Raw genomic sequence first — 21,623 nt, 5'->3', positions numbered from 1 at the left:
GGTGTCAGTCGGTGCGGTAGTGGGCGAGCTTGTCGTCGTCCACGTCGGTGCCCGCGCCGGGACCCTCGGGAACATGGATCCGGCCGTCCGTGATGGCCAGTGGCTGGGCCAGCAGGTCATCGGTCATATCGAGGTAGTTGGACAGCTCCGCCGCACGCTTGGCGGTGTGGGCGAACGCTGCGCCGAACACCACGGAGGCGACGGTGCCCACCTGGGTGTCGATCTGGTTGCCGATGTAGACATCGATGCCCATGCCCTCGGCCATGCCAACGATCTTGGCGGCCTCGGTGAAGCCGGACCGTGCGGTCTTGACGGACAGCAGGTTGGCCCCCCCGGTGAGGATTTCGCGGGCCGCCTCGCCCAGGTTGGCGGCGGATTCATCCGCGGCAATGGGAATGGGGGAGTTCGTGACCAGGCGCCGGCGGCCCAGGACTTCGCGGGCGTCGTCCGGTTCCTCAAGGAACTGCAGGCCGAGGTCGGCGGTGCGGCGCAGCACCTCGGCGGCCTCGTTGGCTGTCCAGCCGCGGTTGGCGTCCATGTACAGCTCGGCGTCTTCGCCCAGGCCTTCCCGCAGCACCCTGGCGGCCTCGATGTCCAGGTTCAGCGGACGGCGGCCGGTCTTCAGTTTGAAGGTGTTGATGCCGTAGGTTTCCCGGAACTCCAGGGCCAAGGCCAGGAGTTCCTTGGCGGGTTTGAATCCGAGCATGTGGGAGACGCGCAGCGAGTCGGTGTAGCCGCCCAGCAGCTTGGTCACGGGCTGCCCCAGGGTCTTGCCGATGACGTCCCAGACGGCAATGTCCACCGCGCCCTTGGCCGTCTGGTTGTGGATGGTCCGTGCCATCACGGCCTGGATCTTTTCCCGGTCAAAGACGTCAACGCCCACCAACTGCGGGGCGAAGACATCCTGCACCACCGCGACGATGGATTTCTGCGTCTCACCGTAGGTGTACGGGCGGGGCGGGGTGTCTGCGGTTCCCACCACGCCGTCGTCGGTGTGGACACGGACCAGGACGTGGTCGGCCTCGTGGACGGAGCCGGAGGCGAAATGGAGCGGGTGCCGGTACGGGATCGAGTAGGGGATCGCCTCGATGGCTGCGATCTTCATGATGGGAGGAGCCTTTCATCAGCGGGAGCGGGGGTGGTGGCATCAGCGGTTGCCGTGGCCACGATGTCCAGGAAGTTTTGCAGCAGTGCGGACCGGTGGCCGCGCAGCCACGCGACGGCGAGTTCCACAGGGGGAACATTGTCGATTTCCCGGTACGCGACGCCCTCGAGCTGGAAGGCGCGCACGCTGGACGGCATGACGGCGATGCCGCCGCCCGCGGCCACGAACGCCAGCATTGTGGAGGTCTCACCTACCACTTGCGTGATCCGCGGCTGGAAACCTGCCTGGCGGCAGAGGTCCGAGGTGATGCGGTTCAGCACGGACTCCGGTGCGTAGGCGATGAAGTCCTGGTCCTGCAGTTCGTGCATGGCCACGGGCCGGTCCACCGCCAGTGCGCTGAAGGAGGGAAGCGCGACGACGAGTGGTTCCTGGGTGACCACGCGGTAGTCGATCTCCTCGGACGCCACGGGGGGACGCAGCAGTGCCGCGTCCAGGGTTCCGTTCCGCAGGCCCGCTTCCATGGACGGCGTCAGCATCTCTCCGTTCAGCGCCAGCGACAGGCCGGGAAGGACCTGTTTCGTGAGCCGCGCGATCCGGGGCATGACGCCGTAGGTTGCCGAGCCCGAGAACCCCACCCGGAGGACGCCGGTGGCGCCCTTGCCCACCTGGTAGACATCCGCGCGGAGCGTCTCGACGTCGTTGACGATCTGGCGGCCGCGGTCCAGCAGGAGCTGGCCCGCCGCCGTCAGGTCCACCCGGCGGGTGGTGCGGTTGAGGAGCTGGACGCCCAGCTGGTCTTCGAGTTGGCGGATCTGCTGGGAGAGCGGCGGCTGCGCCATGTGCAGACGCTTGGCCGCCCTGCCGAAATGCCGCTCCTCCGCGACCGCAATGAAGTAGTTCAGCTGCCTGATCTCCATTGCGCTGCCACCTCTCCGACGTGCGGGTGAGGCGCGGTGCGGCCTCATTGATTCATAGAATAACCATAAAAAGCCTTACTTAGATACTTTTTCGACGTAATCTTGAGGCTCGTCGACGACGGGCAGGGCTTCCTCCAGCCGATGCTGGCGCGGTACCAGGATGGTGACGGCGCCGCCGAGCAGGGCCACTGCGCCGTAAATGTAGAAGGCTGTTGCCCCGCCGACCCCCGCCGCTGCAAGCCAGCCGCCGATGATCGGCCCCAGGACCCCGCCCAGCCGGCCCACGCTGGCGCACCAGGCAACGCCGGCTGCACGGGCATTGGTGGTGAAGAAGTTCGACTGGAAACCGTAGACCAGCACCTGGGTGCCCAGGGTTCCCACCCCTGCGGTGGCGATGAAGGTAAAGAGCAGCGGCAGCGGGAAGCTGAAGGTCATCAGTCCAAGGGAAATGGTGGCGAGGGCAAACGTGGCAGCGATAACCCGCTGCGGTCCGTTCCGGTCGGCCATCCGGGAGGCTACCAGTCCGCCCACCACGGCGCCGAGGTTCAGGGCCAGCGGGAAAAACAGGGCATAGGTCCGGCCGTAACCGTAGCCCTCCATGATCTTGGGCAGCCACGTGTTGAGGCCGTAGGTCAGGAGGAGCCCGCAGAAGGACATCAGTCCCAGCAGGATGGATGCCACGGCGAACTGGCGGGAGAAGACGGCGGCGAACCCGGATTTCCGGGGGGCGGCGCCGGCCTCCCGGGTCACCTGCTCTTCGGCGAGCGGCACCCCGGTGCGCCATGCCGCGGCCAGGGCTTCTTCTTCCCGGCCGCGGGCCAACAGCCACCGCGGGGATTCCGGAAGCTTCCGCCAGGCAATGGGCAGGATGACCAGGAGGGGCAGGGATCCGATGATGAAGAGGCCGCGCCAGCCGATGCTGTCCAGGAATGCGATGCCCAGGACGGAAGCCAGCACGCCGCCCGCGGGGACCCCGGAGTACACGATGGCGTTGTAGAACTGCCGCCGTCCCGCTGGTGCGAACTCGGCCATGGTGGCGCCGGCGCTGGCGATGACGACGCCCAGGCCCAGCCCGGTGGCAAACCGGAGGGCGCCGAAGGCAGTGACGTCCGTGGCCAGGGCGGTGGCGAACATGCCCAGGGAGAACCAGGCGATGCCCGCGAGCATCAGCCGCCGGCGGCCGAAGAAGTCACCGATCGCACCGCATGCCAGCGACCCCACCAGTACGCCGATGAGGGCCCAGGACCCCAGGAGCCCGGCGGTAGCTGCATCGAAATGACCGATTTGGCCCGCGTCTGCGAGCAGTCCCGGAAGGACGGTGCCGTAGACCACCAGGTCGTAGCCGTCGAACAGGAGGGCGGCGCAGATGACGAATGCCACCCAGTTGGCTGTCCGGGTCTCCTTTCCCGGGTTTCCGGAGATCGTGGATTGGGGGTGCGGCAGTGTCATGGCGCAAGTCCTTTCAGGGGGCGGGTGAGGAGGCGCCGCGGCATTCGGGTGGATCCGCGCCGGGGCCACGGCAACCCAGCCTGACAGCCAATGTGACGCGCGGCATATGAGGGAAATACCCGGTTTCCCGCCGGGGGTGCATTGTGCTGTTCCTGCGTATCAAAGGGGCAGATTTCGCGATGGATGCCGCAGTAGCAGGCCAAACGTGCCCGGAGGCAGGGGGCATTCCGACGGCGGTGGGACGGCGGGTCTTAGTCCATAGGCGGCCGGTATGAACCAGGCGGCCCGTAACCATAGCTGGGGAGATGGCGCCGCCGTTAGGCTGGCGTGATGATCAATCCAGCACGGCTGCACTCAGACCTGTCCCGCCTGGGCCGGGAGACGGACATGTTCCTGGCCACGGTATCCTCCTTGTCCGATGAAGAGCTGGCTGCTCCTTCGCTGTGCGAAGGGTGGACCCGCGCCCACGTCATCGCCCACGTCGCATCCAGCGGACGCGCCCTGGTGGGGCTGATCGACTGGGCCACCTCCGGGGAGGAACGACAGCTGTACGCGTCCCCTGAAGCGCGCTCTGAGGCTATTGGGGCCCTTGCCGCCCTGCCGCGGGAGGAGCTCCTGGCCGAAGTGCGGGACTCGGCCGCCGCTTTCGCAGGTGAAGCCCAGCGGCTGACCGGAGAACTTGCGGCACCGGAAGTAAAGATCGGGGGGCGGGACCTGCCGGCCACGTCGATTGTGGCGCTGCGGATTGCCGAGGTGGTGGTGCACCACCATGACCTGGAAACCGCCTGGACCATCGAGGAGGCCGACCCCGATTCGCTGTTGAACGCCATCGAGGCCGTGGTACGCGCCATGCGGGCCAAGGGGGCGCCCGGGATGACGCTGGTTACCGAGGAACGCGACGAGTGGGTCATCGGTGACGGCGGCCTGCGGGTTGAGTCGGACCGGGAGGGCCTCCTGAAATGGCTGGCACGCGGCGACGCCGAAGATGTTGAGGTGGCAGGCCAGGTGCCCGTGCTGCCGGCCTGGTAAAGCCAAAGAAGAATCCCCGCCGGGCACCCGGCGAATTGCTGGCACACCCGGCGGGGATTCCTTCGTCGGCAGGCTGTTTACTTCTTGGGCAGGCCCGCCGGGTTCAGTTCAGACTTCTGGATGGCCTCGGAGGAGAGGCCCCAGCGGTCCAGGATTTTGGCGTAGGTGCCGTCGTCAATCAGGTGGTTCAGGGCGGCCTGCGCCGCGACGGCCAGGCCGTTGCCTTTTTTGGTGGTGAACGCGATCTGCGCCGTCAGCGGCCAGCCCCCGTTCAGGGTGCCTACCTGCTTTGTCTTTCCGTCCTGCGCGGCCTTGTACGCGGCGGCGGCGTTGGGCCCGAAAGTCAGGTCCGCACGCCCGGACTGAAGGGCCAGGCCCGAGGCGGAGTCGTCGTCGTAATACTGGAACTCGACCGGCGCCAGGCCGTTCTTCTTGTTCTCCTCGTCCCAGCGGACCAGGATGGCTTCCTGGTTGGTGCCTGAGCCCACGATGATCTTCTTGCCCGCCACATCCTTGGCTTCCTTGATCTCACCGATGCCGGAGTCACTCTTGGCGTAAAAGCCCAGCAGGTCGTTGCGGTAGGTGGCGAAATCGAACTTTTCCTTGCGCGCCTCGGTGACCGTCACGTTGGAGAGCACGGCCTCGTACTTGGATGACTCGATGCCCAGCGGCCAGTCGGCCCACGCCACGGGAAGGACGTCCACGTCCAGTCCCAGCGACTCTCCCACGGCGTACGCGATGTCCACCTCGCTGCCGATCAAGGTCTTGTTGTCCGTGGCGAACAGGCTCAGCGGCGCCGCGCCGCCTGTGGTCACCACGGTGAGCTTGCCGTCGGCCTTGATTGCTTCCGGTACCAGCGCTGCCGCGGCAGGATCGGCTGAGACCTTGAAACGGTCCTGTTCCGGGGACAGGTTGAAGGTCTTACCGGCTGAGTTGGTGGCGGACGACGACGGTGCTGCCGCCGAGGCGCCGGGATCGGCGCAGGCAGCCAGTCCCAGCAGCGCTGAGATGGCAAGGGCCACGACGGCGGCCAGCTTGGTTTTGGGGGCCATGGTTCCTCCTTGAGGGGGGTGGGGATGCAGCGGAATGTGCGGCTTGCAGCAACTATCCGGCAGGCCCGGAGGGGGAATCAAAGGCCCGCGAAACCCGGAGATACAGGGAGTAACGGCGGTTCACCGGAGGACTGCGACGGTCATATTCGCCTGCCCGGGGACGTCAGGCCGACGGTGCTGTCACAAATTCAGCAGAAAGCGAGTACTCGCGCCAAAAAGACAAGTGGTGAGTACGCGTGTCCTCCCCGGGGGCCGGAACATACCGTTATCCAACGAGGCGGCCGGAGTTGGCCGCTGCAAGGTCTCACCAGGAGCTCGCATGCGCACTTCCCCGTCCAAATCCGTGCGGTCCCGCCGTCTCGCGGCTGCCGTTGTCCTTCCCGGTCTGCTCGCCACCAGCCTGGTGTTGGTGCAACCCGCGGTTGCCGCAACAACCTCCGCCACCGGCATCTGCAACGGCGTGGTCAACCAATTGGCGCACCGCGGCGCCGTCCAGGAGAACCTCCTCAAGGCCGCGGCCAGGAAGAACGCCGACGCGATCGCAGCCCTGCAGGCGGAGAGGGCCAAACTCCAGGCCCAGGCAGATGCGTTGGCCGCGCAGAAGGCTGCCGCGGACCAGGCGTTGGCTGACCTTGCCGCCCAGGAAACACAGCTGGACAGCCAGCAAGCCACGGCGCAGGCAGAACTGGACAAGCTGACTGCCGCCCAAACAAACCTGAACTCCCAGATTGACGCCGCGAACGCCGCCCTCACCGACCTCCAGGGTCAGCGGGCAAGCGTGGCGAGCCAACTGGCGCCGCTGCAGGATGAGCTGGCGGCGGCCCAGGCTGCCTCTGCAGCCCTCAAGGAACAGGCGGACACGCTGGGCGCAGAACTGGTAGCCAACAGCCAGGCCATTGCGGCCGCCCAGACCGAGCTTGCCGCGCTGCAGCAGGCAGCAGGGCAGGCTGCCTCCGACTTCGCTGCCAAAGACGCGGAGATCCGGGCAGCCAAGGACCAACTGGCAGCCCTGACCTCACAGGCCCAGCAGGCTGCCGATGCCGTGACCGCTGCACAGGCGGCAGTGACCGACGCCGAAACCCAGCTGAAAGCACTTCAGGACGCCGGAACCGCCGCGGCAGCACAACTGCAGGCCCAGAAAGACGCAGTTGCCGCCGCCCAGCAGGCGTTGGCCGACCGGCAGAACACTGCCGCTGCCGCAGATGCCGCAGTCACGGCCAAGAAGGACCAGATCACCACGGCGCAGGCTGCGCTCACCGGGCTGCAGGCCACGGCTTCCACCACCCAAGCTGCCCTCGACGCCAAGAACGCCCAGATCGCCGCAGCCCAAACGGACCTGATGACCCTCCAGGCCAGCGCTGCGGCAGCTGCAAAGGCCGTCACCGACAACAACGCGCAGATCGCTGCCGTGAACGCTGACATCACCAACCTCCAGAACCAGGTCTCGGGCGTTAACAGCCAGATTTCCGCCAAGCAAGCGGCGCTGACCCAGGCCCAAAAGGACCTGGCCGCGCTGCAGGCCCAGAAGGACACTTTGACTCTGCAGATTGCCGACCTGACCACGCAGATCGACGCGATCAACGGCAACTCCATCAAGAAAAGGAACCTCCAGGCCCAGCGCGACGGCCTCCAGGTCCAGTTGAACAGCGTGAACAGCCAGATCGCCGACAAGAACGCGACCATCTCCGGCCTCCAGGGCGACCTGAAGACGCTGCAGGGGCAGGTTGATGCGCTGAATTCGCAGCTTGCCGCAAAGCAGCAGGAAAGCAGCAGCCTGCAGCAGAAGGCAGCCCCGCTGCAGGCATCACTGGATGCCGCCAATGCAGCAGTAACCGCAAAACAGAACGACATTGCCACCCTTAAAACGCAGGTGCCCGGGCTGCAGGACGCCCTCAACCAGGCCAACGGGGCTGTTGCCGGCAAGCAGGCCGAACTCGCCACCCTGCAGGGCCAGCTCCCGGCACTGGAACAGGTGGCAAAAGACGCGGCAGACGCGGTGACGGCCCAGCAGCAGGTGGTGGCGGACCTCGAGGCCGCCATCCCGGGCCTCACCGAGAACGTGGCGCAGGCCCAGCAGGCCATTACGGACCAGCAGGCCGTCCTCGACGCGAAGAACGCCGCCCTGAGCCAGGCTCAAGGGGCGCTCGCCGCAGCTAACGCAGCAGTAGACGACAAGAAGGCTGAAATTTCAACGCTCCTGGATCAACTCCCGGCACTGCAGGCCACTCTTGATACCGCGAACGCTGCCGTTGCCACGAAGGCGGCGGAGATCGCATCGCTCAACCAGCTCGGCGACGACCTGGTGGCCCGGATCTCTGCGCTCAATGCCCAGATAGCCGACGCTGAAGCCAACGTCCTTGACCTGCAGGGACGGGTGAAGCCGTTGCTGGACCAGCTCAACAGCCTCAACGGGCAGATCAGCGCAGCAGAAGCCAACCTGGCATCCCTGCAGTCTCAGCTGACTACTGTCGACAGCCAGCTCACCGCTGCTCAGGAAACTCTTCGGACCCTCCAGGCGAAGAAGGGGAACAACACGGACGCGATCAAGGCACAGAAGTTGCTGGTGGCTGGCCTGCAAACCCAGCTGGCTGACATCCAGAAGCAGATCGCAGTAATCGATCCCACCATCGCGAAGGGGGGTTGCGCCGCCTGACTCCAACGCCTGGCATTAAGACCGGCGTCCAACGGCGTGCGCCGCAAGGAGGGGACCAGTTCATAACGAACTGGTCCCCTCTGTCTTATGCGGTTCGGAGTAGTGCGTGGGGACCTAGCCCAGGGCCTTCAGGACTTCCTTGGCCACGTCCTCGCTGGACTGCGGGTTCTGCCCGGTGATGAGGTTGCCGTCGCGCACCACGTTGGAGGTCCAGGCCGCAGCGTTTTCGACGACGGCGCCCTTCGCCTTGAGCGCGTCCTCCACCAGCCACGGGGTGTTCTCGCCGGTCCCGCCGCCAAGCTCCTCCTCGTTGGTGAAGACCGTAAGGCGCCGGCCCTTGAAAGCGAACCCGCCGTCGTCGTCCGTTGCACTCAGCAGCCCGGCGGGACCGTGGCAGAACGGCGCAATGATCTTTCCGCTCCGGTCCGCTGCCACCAGCAGGCGGCCCAGGTCGGCGTCCTTGTAGAGGTCCGCCATGGGGCCGTGCCCGCCGGGCATCACCACGGCGTCGTAAGCGGCGATGTCGACGTCGGCCAGGACCAGCGGGTGCGCCAGCTCGCCGTCGATCTTTGCGATGTAGTCACGGAAGCCCTGCGCGCGTTCCTCGCCGCCTGCCGACTCTGCGGCCAGGCTCACCTGGTCAACGGTGGGCTTCCGGCCGCCGGGGGTTGCGATGTGGACCGAGTTGCCGGCCTCGGTCAGGGTCTGGTGTGACACCACCAGTTCCTCCGCCCAGTAGCCGGTGGGGTGTTCACTGCCGTCCTTCATAGTGAGGGAATCTGCGGCCGAGACGACCATCAGGATGTTTGCCATGGTGTTGCTCCTGTCGTTGCTGACGTGAGTGGGGTGAAGCCGTTTGCTACTTGCCGGCCGCTTCGAGCTCGGCGTACGTGTCGTCGTCGAGCGTGATGCCGGCGGCGGCCATGTTCTCCTCGAGGTGCTGCACGGAGCCGGTGCCCGGGATGGGCATCATCACGGGGGAGCGGCGCAGCAGCCAGGCCAGGGCCACCTGGGAGGTGGTGGCCCCCAGGCGCTTGGCGGCCTCGTCCAGCGGTCCGCCCGGCTGCGCGAGTTCACCCGCCGAAATGGGCGCCCAGGGGATGAAGCCGATGCCGTTCTCCTCGGAGTAGCGCAGCACGTCCTCCGAGCTGCGGTCGGTCAGGTTGTAGCGGTTCTGCACCGTGGACACGGCGAAGTGCTTTCCGGCCGCTTCGAGTTCCGCCACGCTCACCTGCGACAGGCCCAGGGCGCGGACCTTGCCTTCGTCCTGGAGCTCCCGCAGCACGCCGAATTGTTCGTCGGCGTCCACCTTGGGATCGATCCGGTGCAGCTGCAGCAGATCCAGCGTGTCCACCTTGAGCTTGCGCAGGCTCAGTTCGGTCTGCTGGCGCAGGTATTCCGGCCGCCCGACGGGGACCCATTTGTTCGGCCCCGTGCGGGTGAAGCCCACCTTTGTGGCGATCTTCAGCCCCTCCTTGTACGGATGGACGGCCTGGGCGATGATTTCCTCGCTGATGTTGGGGCCGTAGGAGTCGGCGGTGTCGATGAAGTCCACACCAAGCTCGACGGCGCGGCGCACCACGGCCACCGCGGCCGCCCGGTCAGCGGGCTCACCCCAGACACCGTCACCCACAATGCGCATCGCACCAAAACCAAGCCGGTGCACGGTTCCCAGGTCCTTGAGATCAATCGTTGCGGACAGTTCCAGCTGCTTCGTTGAATCATGGCTCATAGGGGCGGCAACATCATCAGCCTGCTGAGTATTCCGTGAAAGAAGAAATAAGCCGGGGTCCGCTGCCGTTATGCATCAAGTGCCTGCCGTGATCCGGCCGGCGACTCTTACGAAACGTTCCTGAAAGGCCGGCACCCACGTGACTCTTCCGCTTTCCATCCTTGACCTGGCAACCATCGGCAAAGGCCAGACGGCGGCGGAGAGCTTCGCAGGCAGCGTGGCCATGGCGCAAAGTGCCGAAAAGCTGGGCTACCGGCGCATCTGGTACGCCGAGCACCACAACATGTCCTCCATCGCCTCCTCCGCCACCAGCGTGCTGATCGCCCACGTGGCCGCGCATACCGAAAGTATCCGGCTGGGTGCCGGCGGCATCATGCTGCCCAACCACTCCCCGCTGACCATCGCCGAACAGTTCGGCACCCTGGAAACCCTGCACCCCGGCCGGATCGACCTGGGCCTGGGCCGGGCGCCGGGCAGCGACCAGAACACCATGCGCGCACTGCGCCGCGACCCCATGTCCGCGGACAGCTTCCCGCAGGACGTCCTTGAACTGCAGGGCTACCTCACCGGCCCCACCCGCATCCAGGGCGTCGAGGCCACCCCGGGCAAGGGGACCAACGTTCCGCTGTACATCCTGGGCTCGTCCCTGTTCGGCGCCCGGCTGGCCGCGCAACTGGGCCTGCCCTACGCCTTCGCGTCGCACTTTGCCCCCGCCGCGCTGCAGGAAGCCGTGGCCATCTACCGCCGCGAGTTCAAGCCCTCCGCCCAGCTGGATGCCCCGCACGTGATCGCCGGCATCAACGTCATCGCCGCCGACTCCGCCTCGGAAGCGCAGGAGATGATGCAGGCCACCAAGCGCGCCCGCGTCTCCCTGTTCTTCGGCGGCGGCCGCGAATTCACCGACGACGAGGCGGACCTGATCCTGGACTCGCCGCAGGGACGGCACATGGCACAGATGATGACGTACTCCGCAGTGGGGACGCCCGACGTCGTTATCGACTACCTGGACAGCTTCGGCAGGCACGCCGACGCCGACGAACTCATTGTGGCGCACCAGAGCCCCGGCACCGGGGCCCGCCTGCGGTCCGTCGAGCTGCTGGCCGAGGCCGCAGGATTGGTCCGGGTCTGAGATGGCGGACGCAAAAGACGGTGTAGGGTTCCGGTCCGAACGCGGGCCCATCCTCATCGCCCTGATGCTGTCCACCGGACTCGTGGCCATTGACTCCACCATCGTGGCCACCGCGGTTCCGTCCATCGTCAAGGACGTCGGTGGCTTCTCCTCCTTCCCCTGGCTCTTCTCCGCCTACCTGCTGGCGCAGGCGGTGTCCGTGCCCATCTACGGCAAGCTCTCCGACATGGCAGGCCGGAAGCCGATCATCCTGACCGGTATCGGCCTCTTCCTGCTCGGCTCGGTGTTCTGCGGCGTGGCCTGGAGCATGCCTTCCCTGATCGCCTTCCGTGCCCTGCAGGGACTCGGCGCCGGCGCGGTGCTGCCGGTCTCCGTCACCATCGCCGGTGACATCTACACCCTGCAGGAGCGCGCCAAGGTCCAGGGCTACCTGGCCAGTGTCTGGGCCATCTCCTCGGTGGTGGGCCCCAGCCTGGGCGGTGTCTTCTCAGCCCTGGGCATCTGGCGCGGCATCTTCCTGGTCAACGTGCCGCTATGCCTGCTGGCGGCGTGGATGCTCATCCGCACCCTGCACGAAAACGTGGAACGGGCCAGGCACAAGGTGGACTACGCAGGTGCCGTGCTTCTCGCCGGCTCGCTTGGCCTGCTCATTCTCGGCGCCCTCCAGGGCGGCCAGGCGTGGGCCTGGAACTCGCCCATCAGCATTGGCGTATTCGTCGTCGGCGCAGTCCTGCTGGCCGCGTTCCTCCTGATGGAGCGGCGGGCGGCGGAGCCCATCCTCCCGGCCTGGGTGGTGTCCCGCCGCCTGCTGGCCACCACCGCGCTGGTGTCCTTCGGCGTGGGCGCCATGATGATCGGGCTGACCTCCTACGTGCCCACCTTCCTGGAGGGTGCGCTGTCCTCCTCACCCCTGGTGGCCGGCCTGGCGCTCGCGGCCCTGACTCTCGGCTGGCCGCTGAGCGCCTCACAGGCCGGAAAGTTCTACCTGCGGATCGGGTTCAGGTCCACCGCCCTGATCGGCATCGCCATTGCGGTGGCGGGCCTGCTGATCCTGTCGCTGACCGCCGCCTCGCCCAACGTGGCGCTGATCGCGGTCAGCTGCTTCGTCGTCGGGCTCGGCCTGGGCCTGCTGGCCACCCCCACCCTGATATCCGCCCAGTCCAGCGTGCCCTGGAACGAGCGCGGCGTGGTGACCAGCACCAACATGTTTGCCCGGTCCATCGGCAGCGCCCTGGGCGTAGCCGTGTTCGGTGCCGTGGCCAACTCCATCTACGGGGGCAGCAGTGGCGGCAACGCCGATGTGGCCACCGTGATCAGCGCGTCAGGGGCCGTGTTCCTGGCGGCGCTGGTGGCAGGGCTGCTGACCGTTGCGGCGGTCCTCGCCATGCCCGCCGTGAAAGCCGATGACGCTGGCCGGTCCGATGCACACCCGGTGCCCACCAGCGCGGAGGGCAGCACCAGCTAGCGGGACGCCCGGAAGATCGACGGCGCGGGCCTGGTCCCGGTGGCGAGGTCGGCCAGGATCCGCCCGATCACGGGTGTGAACTTGAAGCCGTGCCCGGAGAAGCCCGCGCCGATCACTACGGGTCCTATGCGGTCCAGGATGAAGTCCTCGTCCGGGGTGGTGGTGTAGGTGCAGCTGATGGCCTCAAAGGAATCAGGGTCCACGCCGGGCAGCCACTCCCGGGCGTACTCCTGCAGGGCCGCGAGCTGTGTTGGTTCCGGCAGGAAGTCGCGGTGGTCCGGGTCCACCACGGGTCCCAGTCCGTGCCAGCCGGCCTTGATGCCCTCGCCGGGGGTCTGCATCCCATAGACGGGGGAGTACCAGCCCCGGTAGTCCGGTCCCGGGTAGTGGTTGAAGCCGGGCCACACTGCACCGTCGTCAGCCATCGCGAAATGTGCCGGCTGCTCTTGCGTGACCCTCAGCTTCGGGATCCTGATTGCGGCATCGTTTGTGCCTGTGATTCTGGCCAGCAGCTTGTCCGTCCAGCCGCCGGTGGTCACCACTGCCTGGGCTGCGGTGACCACCTCGGTACCCGCAGCGGATTCGAGCGTCAGCCGCACGCCGTCGTCGAACACCTGGAAGTCCGCCACCCTGGTGTGGTGCCTGATCTCCACGCCGCGGGCCGAGGCCAGCCGCTGGAACGCTGGAAGCGCGGCTTCCGGATTGAGCTGGCCGCCGTCGGGCATGTGCAGGACCTGCTGGTCGAACCGGATGCCGCGCCACCGTTCGCCGGCCTCGGCCGGGTCCAGGAATTCGGCGCTGATGCCCGCATCGGTGAGGGCCGCGGCGACCTTCTTTAGGTCGCCGCCCGGGCCGTGGTTAACGATGCCTGTGCGCGCCAGGAGCTGTTCCCCGCTTTCCTGCTCAAGCTCCTCCCACAGGGCCAGCCCCTCGGCCAGCATGGCCACGTAGTCCGGCCGGTGGTAGCCCGGGTTCAGGTTCCGCGTGGCACCGTGGGATGCGCCGATCGCGTGGCCGGGGCCGAACTGCTCCACCAGCGTCACCTGCCGGCCGCGGCGCGAGAGCGCCCATGCCGCCGCAGAGCCCATTGCTCCGCCGCCGATCACCACGGTGTCAAGAACAGTATTCATCAGCCCTCCAGGGTGCGGTTGGCGCGGCGGTCAATCATGCCAACAGAAGTGCGACGCCGATCATCGCCGGCACTGCCACCACCGTAGTGATCAGCACGGTGTCCTTGGCTACGGTAAGCCCGGTCTGGTAGCGGCTGGCGGCGACGAAAACATTCTGTGCGGTAGGCAGCGCCGATGTGACCACCACCGCGAACAGTGCATGCCCGTCCATCCCCAACGCGAAGCGGGCGAAGACGTACGCCAGCGCCGGCTGGATGACGAGCTTGAAGCCGCTCGCCAAGAGGGTGTCCACCCGGCGCCCCGCTGAGGCCTGCAACGGGCGCGTACCGTTCAGGCTCATGCCGAACGCGATCAGCATGGCCGGGATGGCGGCACCGCCGATCAGGTGGATGGGCTCCATCACCAGCGCCGGGACCTGGAAGCCGGTGCCGGCCACCAGCAGCCCCAGGCCCGAGCCAACAATCATGGGATTCCGCAGGATCATCAGGAAGAATCCCAGGACAGTGGTGCGGTGCGTGCTGGTGCTCGAGTCCAGGATCATCAGGAACATCGGGGTGAAGAAGGCGAGCTGGAAGATCAGCAGCGGCGCTACGTAGCTGGCGTCGCCCAGGACATATACCGCGATGGGAATACCTAGGTTCGCCGAGTTCGCAAGGGACGCGGACATGGCAGACATCAGCGATTCCGGGAGCGCGCGCTTAAGCCAGAACCTGACAAGCGCGAAAAAGATGGTGGCCGTGGCAATCGCAGCCACCGCCGTGACCAGGAGCGGTTCGGCGAACACTTCCCGCAGGCGGGCCTTGCTCAGGGTTTCGAAAAGCAGCGCCGGGCTGGCGACGAAGAACGTGAGCCCGCTCAGCACAGGCCGGGCGTTATCGCCCAGGATCCTCTGCCGGCCCACGAACCAACCCACCAGGATGATGCACCAGACCACGAAGAATCCCGCCAACACCCCTAGCAAGGATCAACCTTTCGGGCAGGCCGGAGGCAGGGACCGGGACGCACGCTCCGGTTACAGGGTGGCGTTGTTAAGCGCGAAAGGGGGGCGCATCATGCCTGGCGTAAGGCCCTCGGCGGGATCGTTGCCCAGCTGGATCACCCGGTTGTTTTCGTCCACGTGGACCACGCGCGGTTCGTAGGCCTTGGCCTCTTCGGTGGTCATTTCGGCGTAGGTGATCAGGATGACAATGTCGTTCTCGTGCATGAGGTGCGCCGCTGCACCGTTAATGCCGATCACGCCGGAGCCACGCTCGCCGGCGATGGTGTATGTCTCAAGCCGCGCGCCGTTGGTGACGTCCACGATGGACACCAGCTCGCCGGGCAGGATGTCGGCGGCTTCGAGCAGGTCAAGGTCCACGGTGACCGAGCCTACGTAGTGCAGGTCGGCGTGCGTGACGGTGGCCCGGTGGATTTTGGACTTGAACATTGTTCGATTCATAACGGATCCAGTCTAGACCTGCGGCCCCCTACCCCGCAGTGACGCACGAAACACGGCGTCGCTGCTCCTAAGGACGAGTACGACGGCGGCCGGTCACCCGGCGTCGTTCGTCGCCACCGCCGCGGCGGCCGCAGCGAGGGTCTCCCGGGCGGCCAGGATCGCCGGGCGCTGGGCGCTGGAGCGGCGGACCGAGGTGAAGATGGTGCGGTGCGGCTTGCCCGGAAGCTCCAGCAGCTCCGCGGTGGTGCCGCGGCCGGTCCACACCAGGTCCGGCATGAGCGCCACCGCGTTGCCGGACTCGATAAGGCGCGCCTGCGCCTGGAGGTCGGCGGTTTCAAAGCGCACGTCCGGTTCGAAGCCCGCACTGCGGCACGCCTGTTCCGCCCAGTGGCGCGATGCGGCACCCCGCGGTTCCATGACCCAGGCGAGCTCCGCCGTGTCCGCCAGCGAACGGATGGGGGCCCCGCCGTCGGACGCCCGGGGAACGGCGAGCCGGATGGCATCAGTGGTCAGCTTCACCCGGTCCAGCTCGGGGTAGCGCGGGGCCGCATGGCCGGGGTACTGCTCGGCGATCACCAGGTCGAAGTCACGGGCCCACGTTTCATGCAGCGCCGTCTCGGGCTCGCGCTGGATCATTTCGATCCGGACCTCGGGGTAGGCGGTGGCCATGCGGGTCAACACGTCCGGCATCAGGGCAAGCGCCGCTGACTGGAATACCGCGATCCGCACCGTTCCCGTCACCGTGGTCAGGGACGCTGCCAGGTCCGCCTCGGCCTGTTCCATGGTTTCCAGCAGCTGCGCCGTGTGCGCCACCAGCACTTCGGCCTGGGGCGTCAGCTGCACCCGCCGCCCGGTCTTCCGGAGCAGCTCAACGCCCACTTCCTTCTCCAGGAGGGCCAGCTGCTGCGAAACGGACGAAGGGCTGTACTGCAGCGCTTCTGCCACCTCCGCGAGCGTCCCGCGGATGCTTAGCTCACGGAGCAGCCGGAGCCGGCGGACGTCAAGCATGGTGGATTCCTAATTGAAACTAATGAATATTGGTTAGAAGTAGCCACTTTATCTAACGCAACCACGCACGCATACTGTTGGGACCGAGTTACCCCCGTCACAGCCAGGTTCCTTGGCGTGCCGCGGCGGGGTCGCACCCCAACCAGGAGTTCCTGATGAGCAGCAAAGATCCAAGCCAGTCGATCATGCGGCGCAAGCCCATCGATGACATCGAAGAAGAGAACAAGCACAGCGGACTGTTCAAGTCCCTTGGGCTGTGGCAGCTCACCGCCATCGGCGTTGGCGGCATTATCGGCGTCGGCATCTTCTCCCTCGCGGGACTGGTGGCCGCCGGCAGCGAAGGCAACCCGGGAGTGGGGCCCGCGGTACTGATTTCCTTCCTTATTGCAGGCCTGGCCTCCGCGGCCGCGGCCCTGTCCTACGCGGAATTCGCGGGCATGATCCCGCGCGCGGGCTCCGCCTACACCTACGGCTACGTTGCACTCGGCGAGGTGATTGGCTGGTTCATCGGCTGGGACCTGCTGCTCGAATACATTGCCATTGTGGCTGTGGTGGCCATCGGCATCTCCGGCTACCTGGATGCCTTCCTGGCAGGCATTGGCATCCACCTGCCGGCCTGGATGACTTCCACCTTTGACGAAGGCAAGGGCGGCATCGTCAACATTCCCGCCATCCTGGTCTGCCTCCTGGTCACCTGGATCCTGTCCCGCGGCACCAAGGCGTTCGGCCGGTTCGAACTGGCGGCCGTGGCCATCAAGGTGGTCCTGATCCTCTTCATCATCGGGCTTGGCGTGTTCTACATCGACACCAACAACTACAACCCGTTCATGCCCAGCGGCTTCGGTCCCGTGGTGGCGGGCTCCGCCACCGTGTTCTTCGCGGTCTTCGGGTACGACGCCATGAGCACCGCGGCCGAGGAGGCCAAGGACGGCAAGAAGCACATGCCCAAGGCCATCGTCCTCTCGCTCATCATTGCCATGCTGCTCTACGTGGCGGCCACTCTTGTCCTCACCGGCATGCAGAACTACAAGGACATCGACCCCAAGGCAGGCTTCGCCTCGGCCTTCACGTCCGTGGGGCTGCCGGTGATTGCCACCATCATCTCGGTGTTCGCCGTGCTGTCCATCCTCACCGTGATGCTCACGTTCCTCCTGGGTGTTACCCGCGTCTGGTTCTCCATGAGCCGCGACGGCCTGCTCCCCGGCTGGTTCGCCAAGACGGACCACCGCGGCACCCCGCAGCGCGTCACCTGGATCGGTGGCGTCGCGTCCGCCTTCCTGGCCGGCGTCTTCCCCATCAAGGCGGTTGCGGACCTCACCAACATAGGCATCCTGGCTGCGTTCGTCGTCGTCTGCCTGTCCGTGATCATCTTCCGCTACAAGCGCCCCGACGCCCCCCGCACCTTCCGCCTGCCCCTGATGCCGGTGATCCCGGCGTTCGGCGTGCTGGCCTCGGCCTTCCTGATGCTGCAGCTGCACTGGGAGACCTGGCTGCGGTTCGTGGTCTGGCTGATCATCGGCCTCATCATCTACTTCAGCTACGGCCGGAAGCACTCGCTGATGAACCCCGACAGCCCGCGCCACCAGGAACTCGCCGACCTGCACCGCCCCCTCACCTAACCCAACCCCCGGACGCTCCATCACTTTCCGCCCGTTTTTCCGAAACGCGCCATCAGGTAGTGAGGCGTCCCGGCGAACCCTCCCCCACATTCCGTGGGGGAGGGTTCGCTGCTTTCCGCAAAAGGTGATGCGGCTTTGGTGGTTTTGGGGCATCAGGTGATGGCGCGTTCCAAGATGCAAAACATTGGTTTTCCTAACCTGTATTGGTTGGAAATGATCGCTTTATCTTATGTGATTCGAAGCTCATACTGATGGAAAGACTCCTCCCCACAGTAAGAAAGATCGGGAAAACCATGACCCACGTTGCAATGGAACCGTCAGCTGCCAAAGCGGCCACCCCGCAGACGGTCGACGTCGACGTCCCCCAAGCCAAGGCCCTCGCCGATGAAGCAGTCGTCTTGGTCCGGCGCTGGCTTACCGAGGCCGCGAAGGTTCCGGTGGACGCGTCGGCCGAGCAGCTTGCCGGCGTCCTGAAGGACCCCAACGGCCTGGACTTCACCGTGGGCTTCGTGGACGGCGTGGTCCGTCCCGAGGACCTGAACGTTGCCGCCCGCAACCTGGCCGCGCTGGCTCCCAAGGTCCCGGCCTTCCTGCCCTGGTACATGCGCAGCGCGGTGGCCCTCGGCGGCACCATGGCCCCGGTGATGCCGCAGGTGGTCATCCCCATCGCCCGCAAAGTGCTGCGCGAAATGGTGGGCCACCTGATCGTTGACGCCACGGACGCCAAGCTGGGCCCCGCCATCGCCAAGATCAGGAAGGACGGCATCAAGCTCAACGTCAACCTCCTCGGCGAGGCGGTCCTCGGCGAGCACGAGGCTTCCCGCCGCCTCGAGGGCACGCACACACTGCTGGCGCGTCCCGACGTCGACTACGTCTCCATCAAGGTCTCCTCCACCGTGGCCCCGCACTCAGCCTGGGCCTTCGATGAAGCCGTGGAACACGTCGTCGAGAAGCTCACACCGCTGTTCCGGCGCGCCAATGCCTTCGCGGCCAGCGGGCGCCGGGCCAAGTTCATCAACCTGGACATGGAGGAGTACAAGGACCTGGACATGACCATCGCAGTCTTCACCCGGATCCTGGACAAGCCCGAATTCAAGGACCTCGAGGCCGGCATCGTGCTCCAGGCCTACCTCCCGGACGCGCTGTCCGCCATGATCCGCCTGCAGGATTGGGCCGCCGGGCGCCGCGCCGACGGCGGTGCCGGCATCAAGGTCCGCGTGGTCAAGGGCGCCAACCTGCCCATGGAACAGGTGGAAGCCTCGCTGCACGACTGGCCGCTGGCCACCTGGGGCTCCAAGCAGGACTCCGACACCAGCTACAAGAGCGTCATCAATTACTCGCTGCACCCTGAGCGGATCAAGAACATCCGGATCGGCGTCGCCGGCCACAACCTCTTCGACATCGCCTTCGCCTGGCTCCTGGCCAAGCAGCGCGGCGTGGAATCCGGCATCGAGTTCGAGATGCTGCTGGGCATGGCGCAGGGCCAGGCCGAAGCCGTGAAGAAGGACGTCGGCTCCCTCCTGCTCTACACCCCGGTGGTTCACCCGTCCGAGTTCGACGTCGCCATCGCCTACCTGATCCGCCGCCTGGAAGAGGGCGCCAGCCAGGACAACTTCATGTCCGCCGTCTTTGAACTGAGCGAAAACGAGGGGCTGTTCGAGCGCGAAAAACAGCGCTTCCTCGCCTCGCTGGAGGCGCTGGACAACAGCGTGCCGCTACCCAGCCGCCGCCAGGACCGCAGCCTGCCGCCCGTCCCGATGCCCCGCGCCGATCAGGCACAACACAGTTTCCACAACACCCCGGACACCGACCCGTCCCTGCCGGCCAACCGCGACTGGGGCCGGGCCATCCTGGAGCGCGTCCCGTCCTGCACCCTGGGCAATGCCTCCGTTAAGGCCGCCTTCATCAATGACGAAGCGATGCTCGATGCAGCCATCGCCGGCGCAGTGGAGAAGGGCAAGGGCTGGGGCGAACTTTCCGGCAACGAGCGCGCAGAGATCCTGCACCGGGCAGGCGAGATCCTGGAATCCCGCCGCGCCGACCTCCTGGAGGTCATGGCCAGCGAGACCGGCAAGACGATCGACCAGGGCGACCCCGAGGTCAGCGAAGCCGTGGACTTCGCCCACTACTACGCCGAGTCGGCGCGGAAACTGGATGAGGTCGACGGCGCCACGTTCGTCCCAGCCAAACTCACCGTGGTCACTCCGCCGTGGAATTTCCCCGTCGCCATCCCGGCAGGGTCCACCCTTGCGGCACTCGCCGCCGGCTCCGCCGTCGTGATCAAGCCTGCCAAGCAGGCCGCCCGCAGCGGCGCCGTCATGGTGGAGGCACTCTGGGAAGCTGGCGTCCCCAAGGGCGTGCTGACCATGGTGCAGCTGGGCGAGCGTGAGCTCGGCACGCAGCTCATCTCCCACCCGGCCGTGGACCGCGTGATCCTCACCGGCGGGTACGAAACCGCCGAGCTGTTCCGGTCCTTCCGCAAGGACCTGCCGCTGCTGGCCGAAACGAGTGGCAAGAACGCCATCATCGTCACCCCCAGTGCCGACCTGGACCTGGCAGCGAAGGACGTGGCCTACTCCGCGTTCGGGCACGCCGGCCAGAAGTGCTCCGCAGCCTCACTGGTGATCCTGGTGGGCTCGGTGGCCAAGTCCAAGCGGTTCCACAACCAGCTGGTCGACGCCGTCACCTCGCTCAAGGTGGGCTACCCGGAGGATCCCACCAGCCAGATGGGCCCCATCATCGAGCCCGCCAACGGCAAGCTCCTCAACGCCCTCACCACGCTGGGAGACGGCGAAAACTGGGCCGTGGAACCGAAAAAGCTGGACGGCACCGGCAGGCTCTGGAGCCCGGGCGTGCGCTACGGCGTCAAGCGCGGCTCCTACTTCCACCTGACCGAGTTCTTCGGCCCCGTCCTGGGCGTCATGACCGCGGAAACCCTGGAAGAAGCCATCGCCATCCAGAACCAGATCGAGTACGGCCTCACTGCGGGCCTGCACTCCCTCAATTCCGAGGAACTGGGCATCTGGCTGGAGACCATCCAGGCCGGAAACCTCTACATCAACCGCGGCATCACCGGCGCCATCGTCCAGCGCCAGCCGTTCGGCGGCTGGAAGAAGTCAGCAGTGGGCGCCGGCACCAAGGCGGGCGGGCCCAACTACCTGGCCGGCCTGGGTGACTGGACTCCTGCCACCAGCACGGCCACCGCATCCGTGGCCCATGCCGGCGTTCGGCGCGTGCTCAGCGCTGCCGGCGCAGCGCTTCAGCCCGTCGAGCTTGAGTCCGTCCAGCGGGCCCTGGCGTCCGACGCCGCGGCCTGGGCTGACGAGTTCGGCACGGCAAAGGACGTCTCCGGACTGAGCGCGGAACGCAACATCTTCCGCTACCGGAGCCTGCCGGTCACCATCCGGCTGTCCGAAGGTGCGCCGCTGGCGCACCTTGTCCGGACCGTGGCGGCCGGCGTGCTGGCGGGTTCGGCGCTCACGGTGTCCACCGCCGTCGAACTTCCCGCCCAGCTGCGCTCCGTGCTCACCGCGCAGGACATCGACGTGGCAGTGGAGTCCGACGCCGGCTGGCTGGCTTCCGCTGGGCACCTCGCCGCGGCGGGCAAACTGTCCGGCGCGCGCATCCGCCTGATCGGCGGTGACGCATCGGCGCTTGCCGAGGCCACCGGTGGGCGCCCCGACCTGGCGATCTACGCCCACCCCGTCACCGAGGCCGGCCGCGTGGAACTGCTGCCGTTCCTGCACGAGCAGGCCGTCAGCATCACCGCCCACCGGTTCGGCACCCCGAACCACCTTTCGGACGCGCTGATCTAGCTCTTCGCCGGTCCCGCAGCCAAGGGAAAGGCCGGGCAGCCACCTGATGGTGGCTGCCCGGCCTTCTTTTGGTGCCCTGTGA

At 66.7% G+C, this 21,623-nt stretch carries 16 protein-coding genes; 6 read left to right on the top strand and 10 right to left on the bottom strand.

What is annotated here, in order from left to right:
- Positions 1 to 4: 4 nt before the first annotated feature.
- The 3 genes from IEW19_RS17245 to IEW19_RS17235 all read right to left on the bottom strand — a co-directional run bounded on the left by IEW19_RS17245 (position 5) and on the right by IEW19_RS17235 (position 3,471).
- Complete coding sequence (locus tag IEW19_RS17245) at positions 5 to 1,105, bottom strand: mandelate racemase/muconate lactonizing enzyme family protein (RefSeq protein WP_188572829.1); 1,101 nt, start codon at positions 1,103 to 1,105, stop codon at positions 5 to 7.
- Complete coding sequence (locus IEW19_RS17240; RefSeq protein WP_188572828.1) at positions 1,102 to 2,022, bottom strand: LysR substrate-binding domain-containing protein; 921 nt, start codon at positions 2,020 to 2,022, stop codon at positions 1,102 to 1,104. The genes IEW19_RS17245 and IEW19_RS17240 overlap by 4 nt, the downstream gene beginning before the upstream one ends.
- Before the next feature lie 75 nt (positions 2,023 to 2,097).
- Positions 2,098 to 3,471 (bottom strand): MFS transporter, encoded by a 1,374-nt coding sequence (locus IEW19_RS17235; RefSeq protein ID WP_188572827.1) that lies wholly within the window; start codon positions 3,469 to 3,471, stop codon positions 2,098 to 2,100.
- Positions 3,472 to 3,801: 330 nt separating this feature from the next.
- Here IEW19_RS17235 and IEW19_RS17230 point away from each other — a divergent pair, with 330 nt between their 5' ends.
- Positions 3,802 to 4,500 carry a maleylpyruvate isomerase family mycothiol-dependent enzyme gene (locus IEW19_RS17230; RefSeq protein WP_188572826.1) on the top strand — a complete coding sequence of 233 codons (699 nt, stop codon included), beginning with the start codon at positions 3,802 to 3,804 and terminating at the stop codon, positions 4,498 to 4,500.
- 77 nt (positions 4,501 to 4,577) lie between these two features.
- On the opposite strand, the gene IEW19_RS17225 is transcribed toward IEW19_RS17230, so the two are convergent.
- Positions 4,578 to 5,552, bottom strand: coding sequence for an ABC transporter substrate-binding protein (locus IEW19_RS17225; protein WP_188572825.1), 975 nt, complete (start codon positions 5,550 to 5,552; stop codon positions 4,578 to 4,580).
- 319 nt (positions 5,553 to 5,871) lie between these two features.
- On the opposite strand from IEW19_RS17225, the gene IEW19_RS17220 reads away from it, so the two are divergent.
- Positions 5,872 to 8,205, top strand: coding sequence for a coiled-coil domain-containing protein (locus IEW19_RS17220; protein WP_188572824.1), 2,334 nt, complete (start codon positions 5,872 to 5,874; stop codon positions 8,203 to 8,205).
- Positions 8,206 to 8,319: 114 nt separating this feature from the next.
- Here IEW19_RS17220 and IEW19_RS17215 read toward each other — a convergent pair whose 3' ends face one another.
- On the bottom strand, positions 8,320 to 9,018 hold the full coding sequence (locus IEW19_RS17215) for a type 1 glutamine amidotransferase domain-containing protein (RefSeq protein WP_188572823.1): 699 nt from the start codon (positions 9,016 to 9,018) through the stop codon (positions 8,320 to 8,322).
- Between the two features lie 46 nt (positions 9,019 to 9,064).
- Positions 9,065 to 9,937: an aldo/keto reductase gene (locus IEW19_RS17210; protein WP_188572822.1), complete on the bottom strand. Its 873-nt coding sequence runs from the start codon at positions 9,935 to 9,937 to the stop codon at positions 9,065 to 9,067.
- Positions 9,938 to 10,076: 139 nt separating this feature from the next.
- Here IEW19_RS17210 and IEW19_RS17205 point away from each other — a divergent pair, with 139 nt between their 5' ends.
- Positions 10,077 to 11,066 carry an LLM class flavin-dependent oxidoreductase gene (locus tag IEW19_RS17205; protein WP_188572821.1) on the top strand — a complete coding sequence of 330 codons (990 nt, stop codon included), beginning with the start codon at positions 10,077 to 10,079 and terminating at the stop codon, positions 11,064 to 11,066.
- 1 nt (position 11,067) lies between these two features.
- Positions 11,068 to 12,531, top strand: a complete 1,464-nt coding sequence (locus IEW19_RS17200) for an MFS transporter (protein ID WP_188572820.1) — start codon at positions 11,068 to 11,070, stop codon at positions 12,529 to 12,531.
- Here the strand turns inward: IEW19_RS17200 and IEW19_RS17195 are convergent.
- The 4 genes from IEW19_RS17195 to IEW19_RS17180 form a co-directional block, all read right to left on the bottom strand.
- Complete coding sequence (locus tag IEW19_RS17195; RefSeq protein WP_188572819.1) at positions 12,528 to 13,661, bottom strand: FAD-dependent oxidoreductase; 1,134 nt, start codon at positions 13,659 to 13,661, stop codon at positions 12,528 to 12,530. The genes IEW19_RS17200 and IEW19_RS17195 overlap by 4 nt on opposite strands.
- A 34-nt stretch (positions 13,662 to 13,695) precedes the next feature.
- Positions 13,696 to 14,622: an AEC family transporter gene (locus tag IEW19_RS17190; RefSeq protein WP_188572818.1), complete on the bottom strand. Its 927-nt coding sequence runs from the start codon at positions 14,620 to 14,622 to the stop codon at positions 13,696 to 13,698.
- A gap of 51 nt (positions 14,623 to 14,673) precedes the next feature.
- A complete protein-coding gene (gene panD / locus IEW19_RS17185) occupies positions 14,674 to 15,099 on the bottom strand; it encodes an aspartate 1-decarboxylase (RefSeq protein WP_188572817.1) in 426 nt (141 codons plus the stop codon).
- A gap of 93 nt (positions 15,100 to 15,192) precedes the next feature.
- On the bottom strand, positions 15,193 to 16,107 hold the full coding sequence (locus tag IEW19_RS17180) for a LysR substrate-binding domain-containing protein (protein ID WP_188572816.1): 915 nt from the start codon (positions 16,105 to 16,107) through the stop codon (positions 15,193 to 15,195).
- Between the two features lie 155 nt (positions 16,108 to 16,262).
- Between IEW19_RS17180 and IEW19_RS17175 the strand changes: the two genes are divergently transcribed.
- Both IEW19_RS17175 and IEW19_RS17170 read left to right on the top strand, forming a co-directional pair.
- A complete protein-coding gene (locus tag IEW19_RS17175) occupies positions 16,263 to 17,726 on the top strand; it encodes an amino acid permease (protein ID WP_188572815.1) in 1,464 nt (487 codons plus the stop codon).
- Positions 17,727 to 18,019: 293 nt separating this feature from the next.
- Entirely contained in the window at positions 18,020 to 21,541 is a 3,522-nt protein-coding gene (locus tag IEW19_RS17170; protein WP_188572814.1) for a proline dehydrogenase family protein, read from the top strand.
- Positions 21,542 to 21,623 lie beyond the last annotated feature (82 nt).

It is taken from the genome of Arthrobacter liuii, from assembly GCF_014639275.1.
Taxonomy (GTDB): domain Bacteria; phylum Actinomycetota; class Actinomycetes; order Actinomycetales; family Micrococcaceae; genus Arthrobacter; species Arthrobacter liuii.
This window is presented reverse-complemented; position numbering and strand designations above follow the sequence as displayed.

What these genes read in the sequence shown, in the direction of transcription:
- panD (WP_188572817.1), bottom strand. Translation starts at nt 15,099, where the DNA reads ATGAATCGAACAATGTTCAAGTCCAAAATCCACCGGGCCACCGTCACG.
- IEW19_RS17230 (WP_188572826.1), top strand. Translation starts at nt 3,802, where the DNA reads ATGATCAATCCAGCACGGCTGCACTCAGACCTGTCCCGCCTGGGCCGG.
- IEW19_RS17245 (WP_188572829.1), bottom strand. Translation starts at nt 1,105, where the DNA reads ATGAAGATCGCAGCCATCGAGGCGATCCCCTACTCGATCCCGTACCGG.
- IEW19_RS17170 (WP_188572814.1), top strand. Translation starts at nt 18,020, where the DNA reads ATGACCCACGTTGCAATGGAACCGTCAGCTGCCAAAGCGGCCACCCCG.
- IEW19_RS17180 (WP_188572816.1), bottom strand. Translation starts at nt 16,107, where the DNA reads ATGCTTGACGTCCGCCGGCTCCGGCTGCTCCGTGAGCTAAGCATCCGC.
- IEW19_RS17220 (WP_188572824.1), top strand. Translation starts at nt 5,872, where the DNA reads ATGCGCACTTCCCCGTCCAAATCCGTGCGGTCCCGCCGTCTCGCGGCT.
- IEW19_RS17175 (WP_188572815.1), top strand. Translation starts at nt 16,263, where the DNA reads ATGAGCAGCAAAGATCCAAGCCAGTCGATCATGCGGCGCAAGCCCATC.
- IEW19_RS17235 (WP_188572827.1), bottom strand. Translation starts at nt 3,471, where the DNA reads ATGACACTGCCGCACCCCCAATCCACGATCTCCGGAAACCCGGGAAAG.
- IEW19_RS17225 (WP_188572825.1), bottom strand. Translation starts at nt 5,552, where the DNA reads ATGGCCCCCAAAACCAAGCTGGCCGCCGTCGTGGCCCTTGCCATCTCA.
- IEW19_RS17195 (WP_188572819.1), bottom strand. Translation starts at nt 13,661, where the DNA reads ATGAATACTGTTCTTGACACCGTGGTGATCGGCGGCGGAGCAATGGGC.
- IEW19_RS17240 (WP_188572828.1), bottom strand. Translation starts at nt 2,022, where the DNA reads ATGGAGATCAGGCAGCTGAACTACTTCATTGCGGTCGCGGAGGAGCGG.
- IEW19_RS17210 (WP_188572822.1), bottom strand. Translation starts at nt 9,937, where the DNA reads ATGAGCCATGATTCAACGAAGCAGCTGGAACTGTCCGCAACGATTGAT.
- IEW19_RS17200 (WP_188572820.1), top strand. Translation starts at nt 11,068, where the DNA reads ATGGCGGACGCAAAAGACGGTGTAGGGTTCCGGTCCGAACGCGGGCCC.
- IEW19_RS17215 (WP_188572823.1), bottom strand. Translation starts at nt 9,018, where the DNA reads ATGGCAAACATCCTGATGGTCGTCTCGGCCGCAGATTCCCTCACTATG.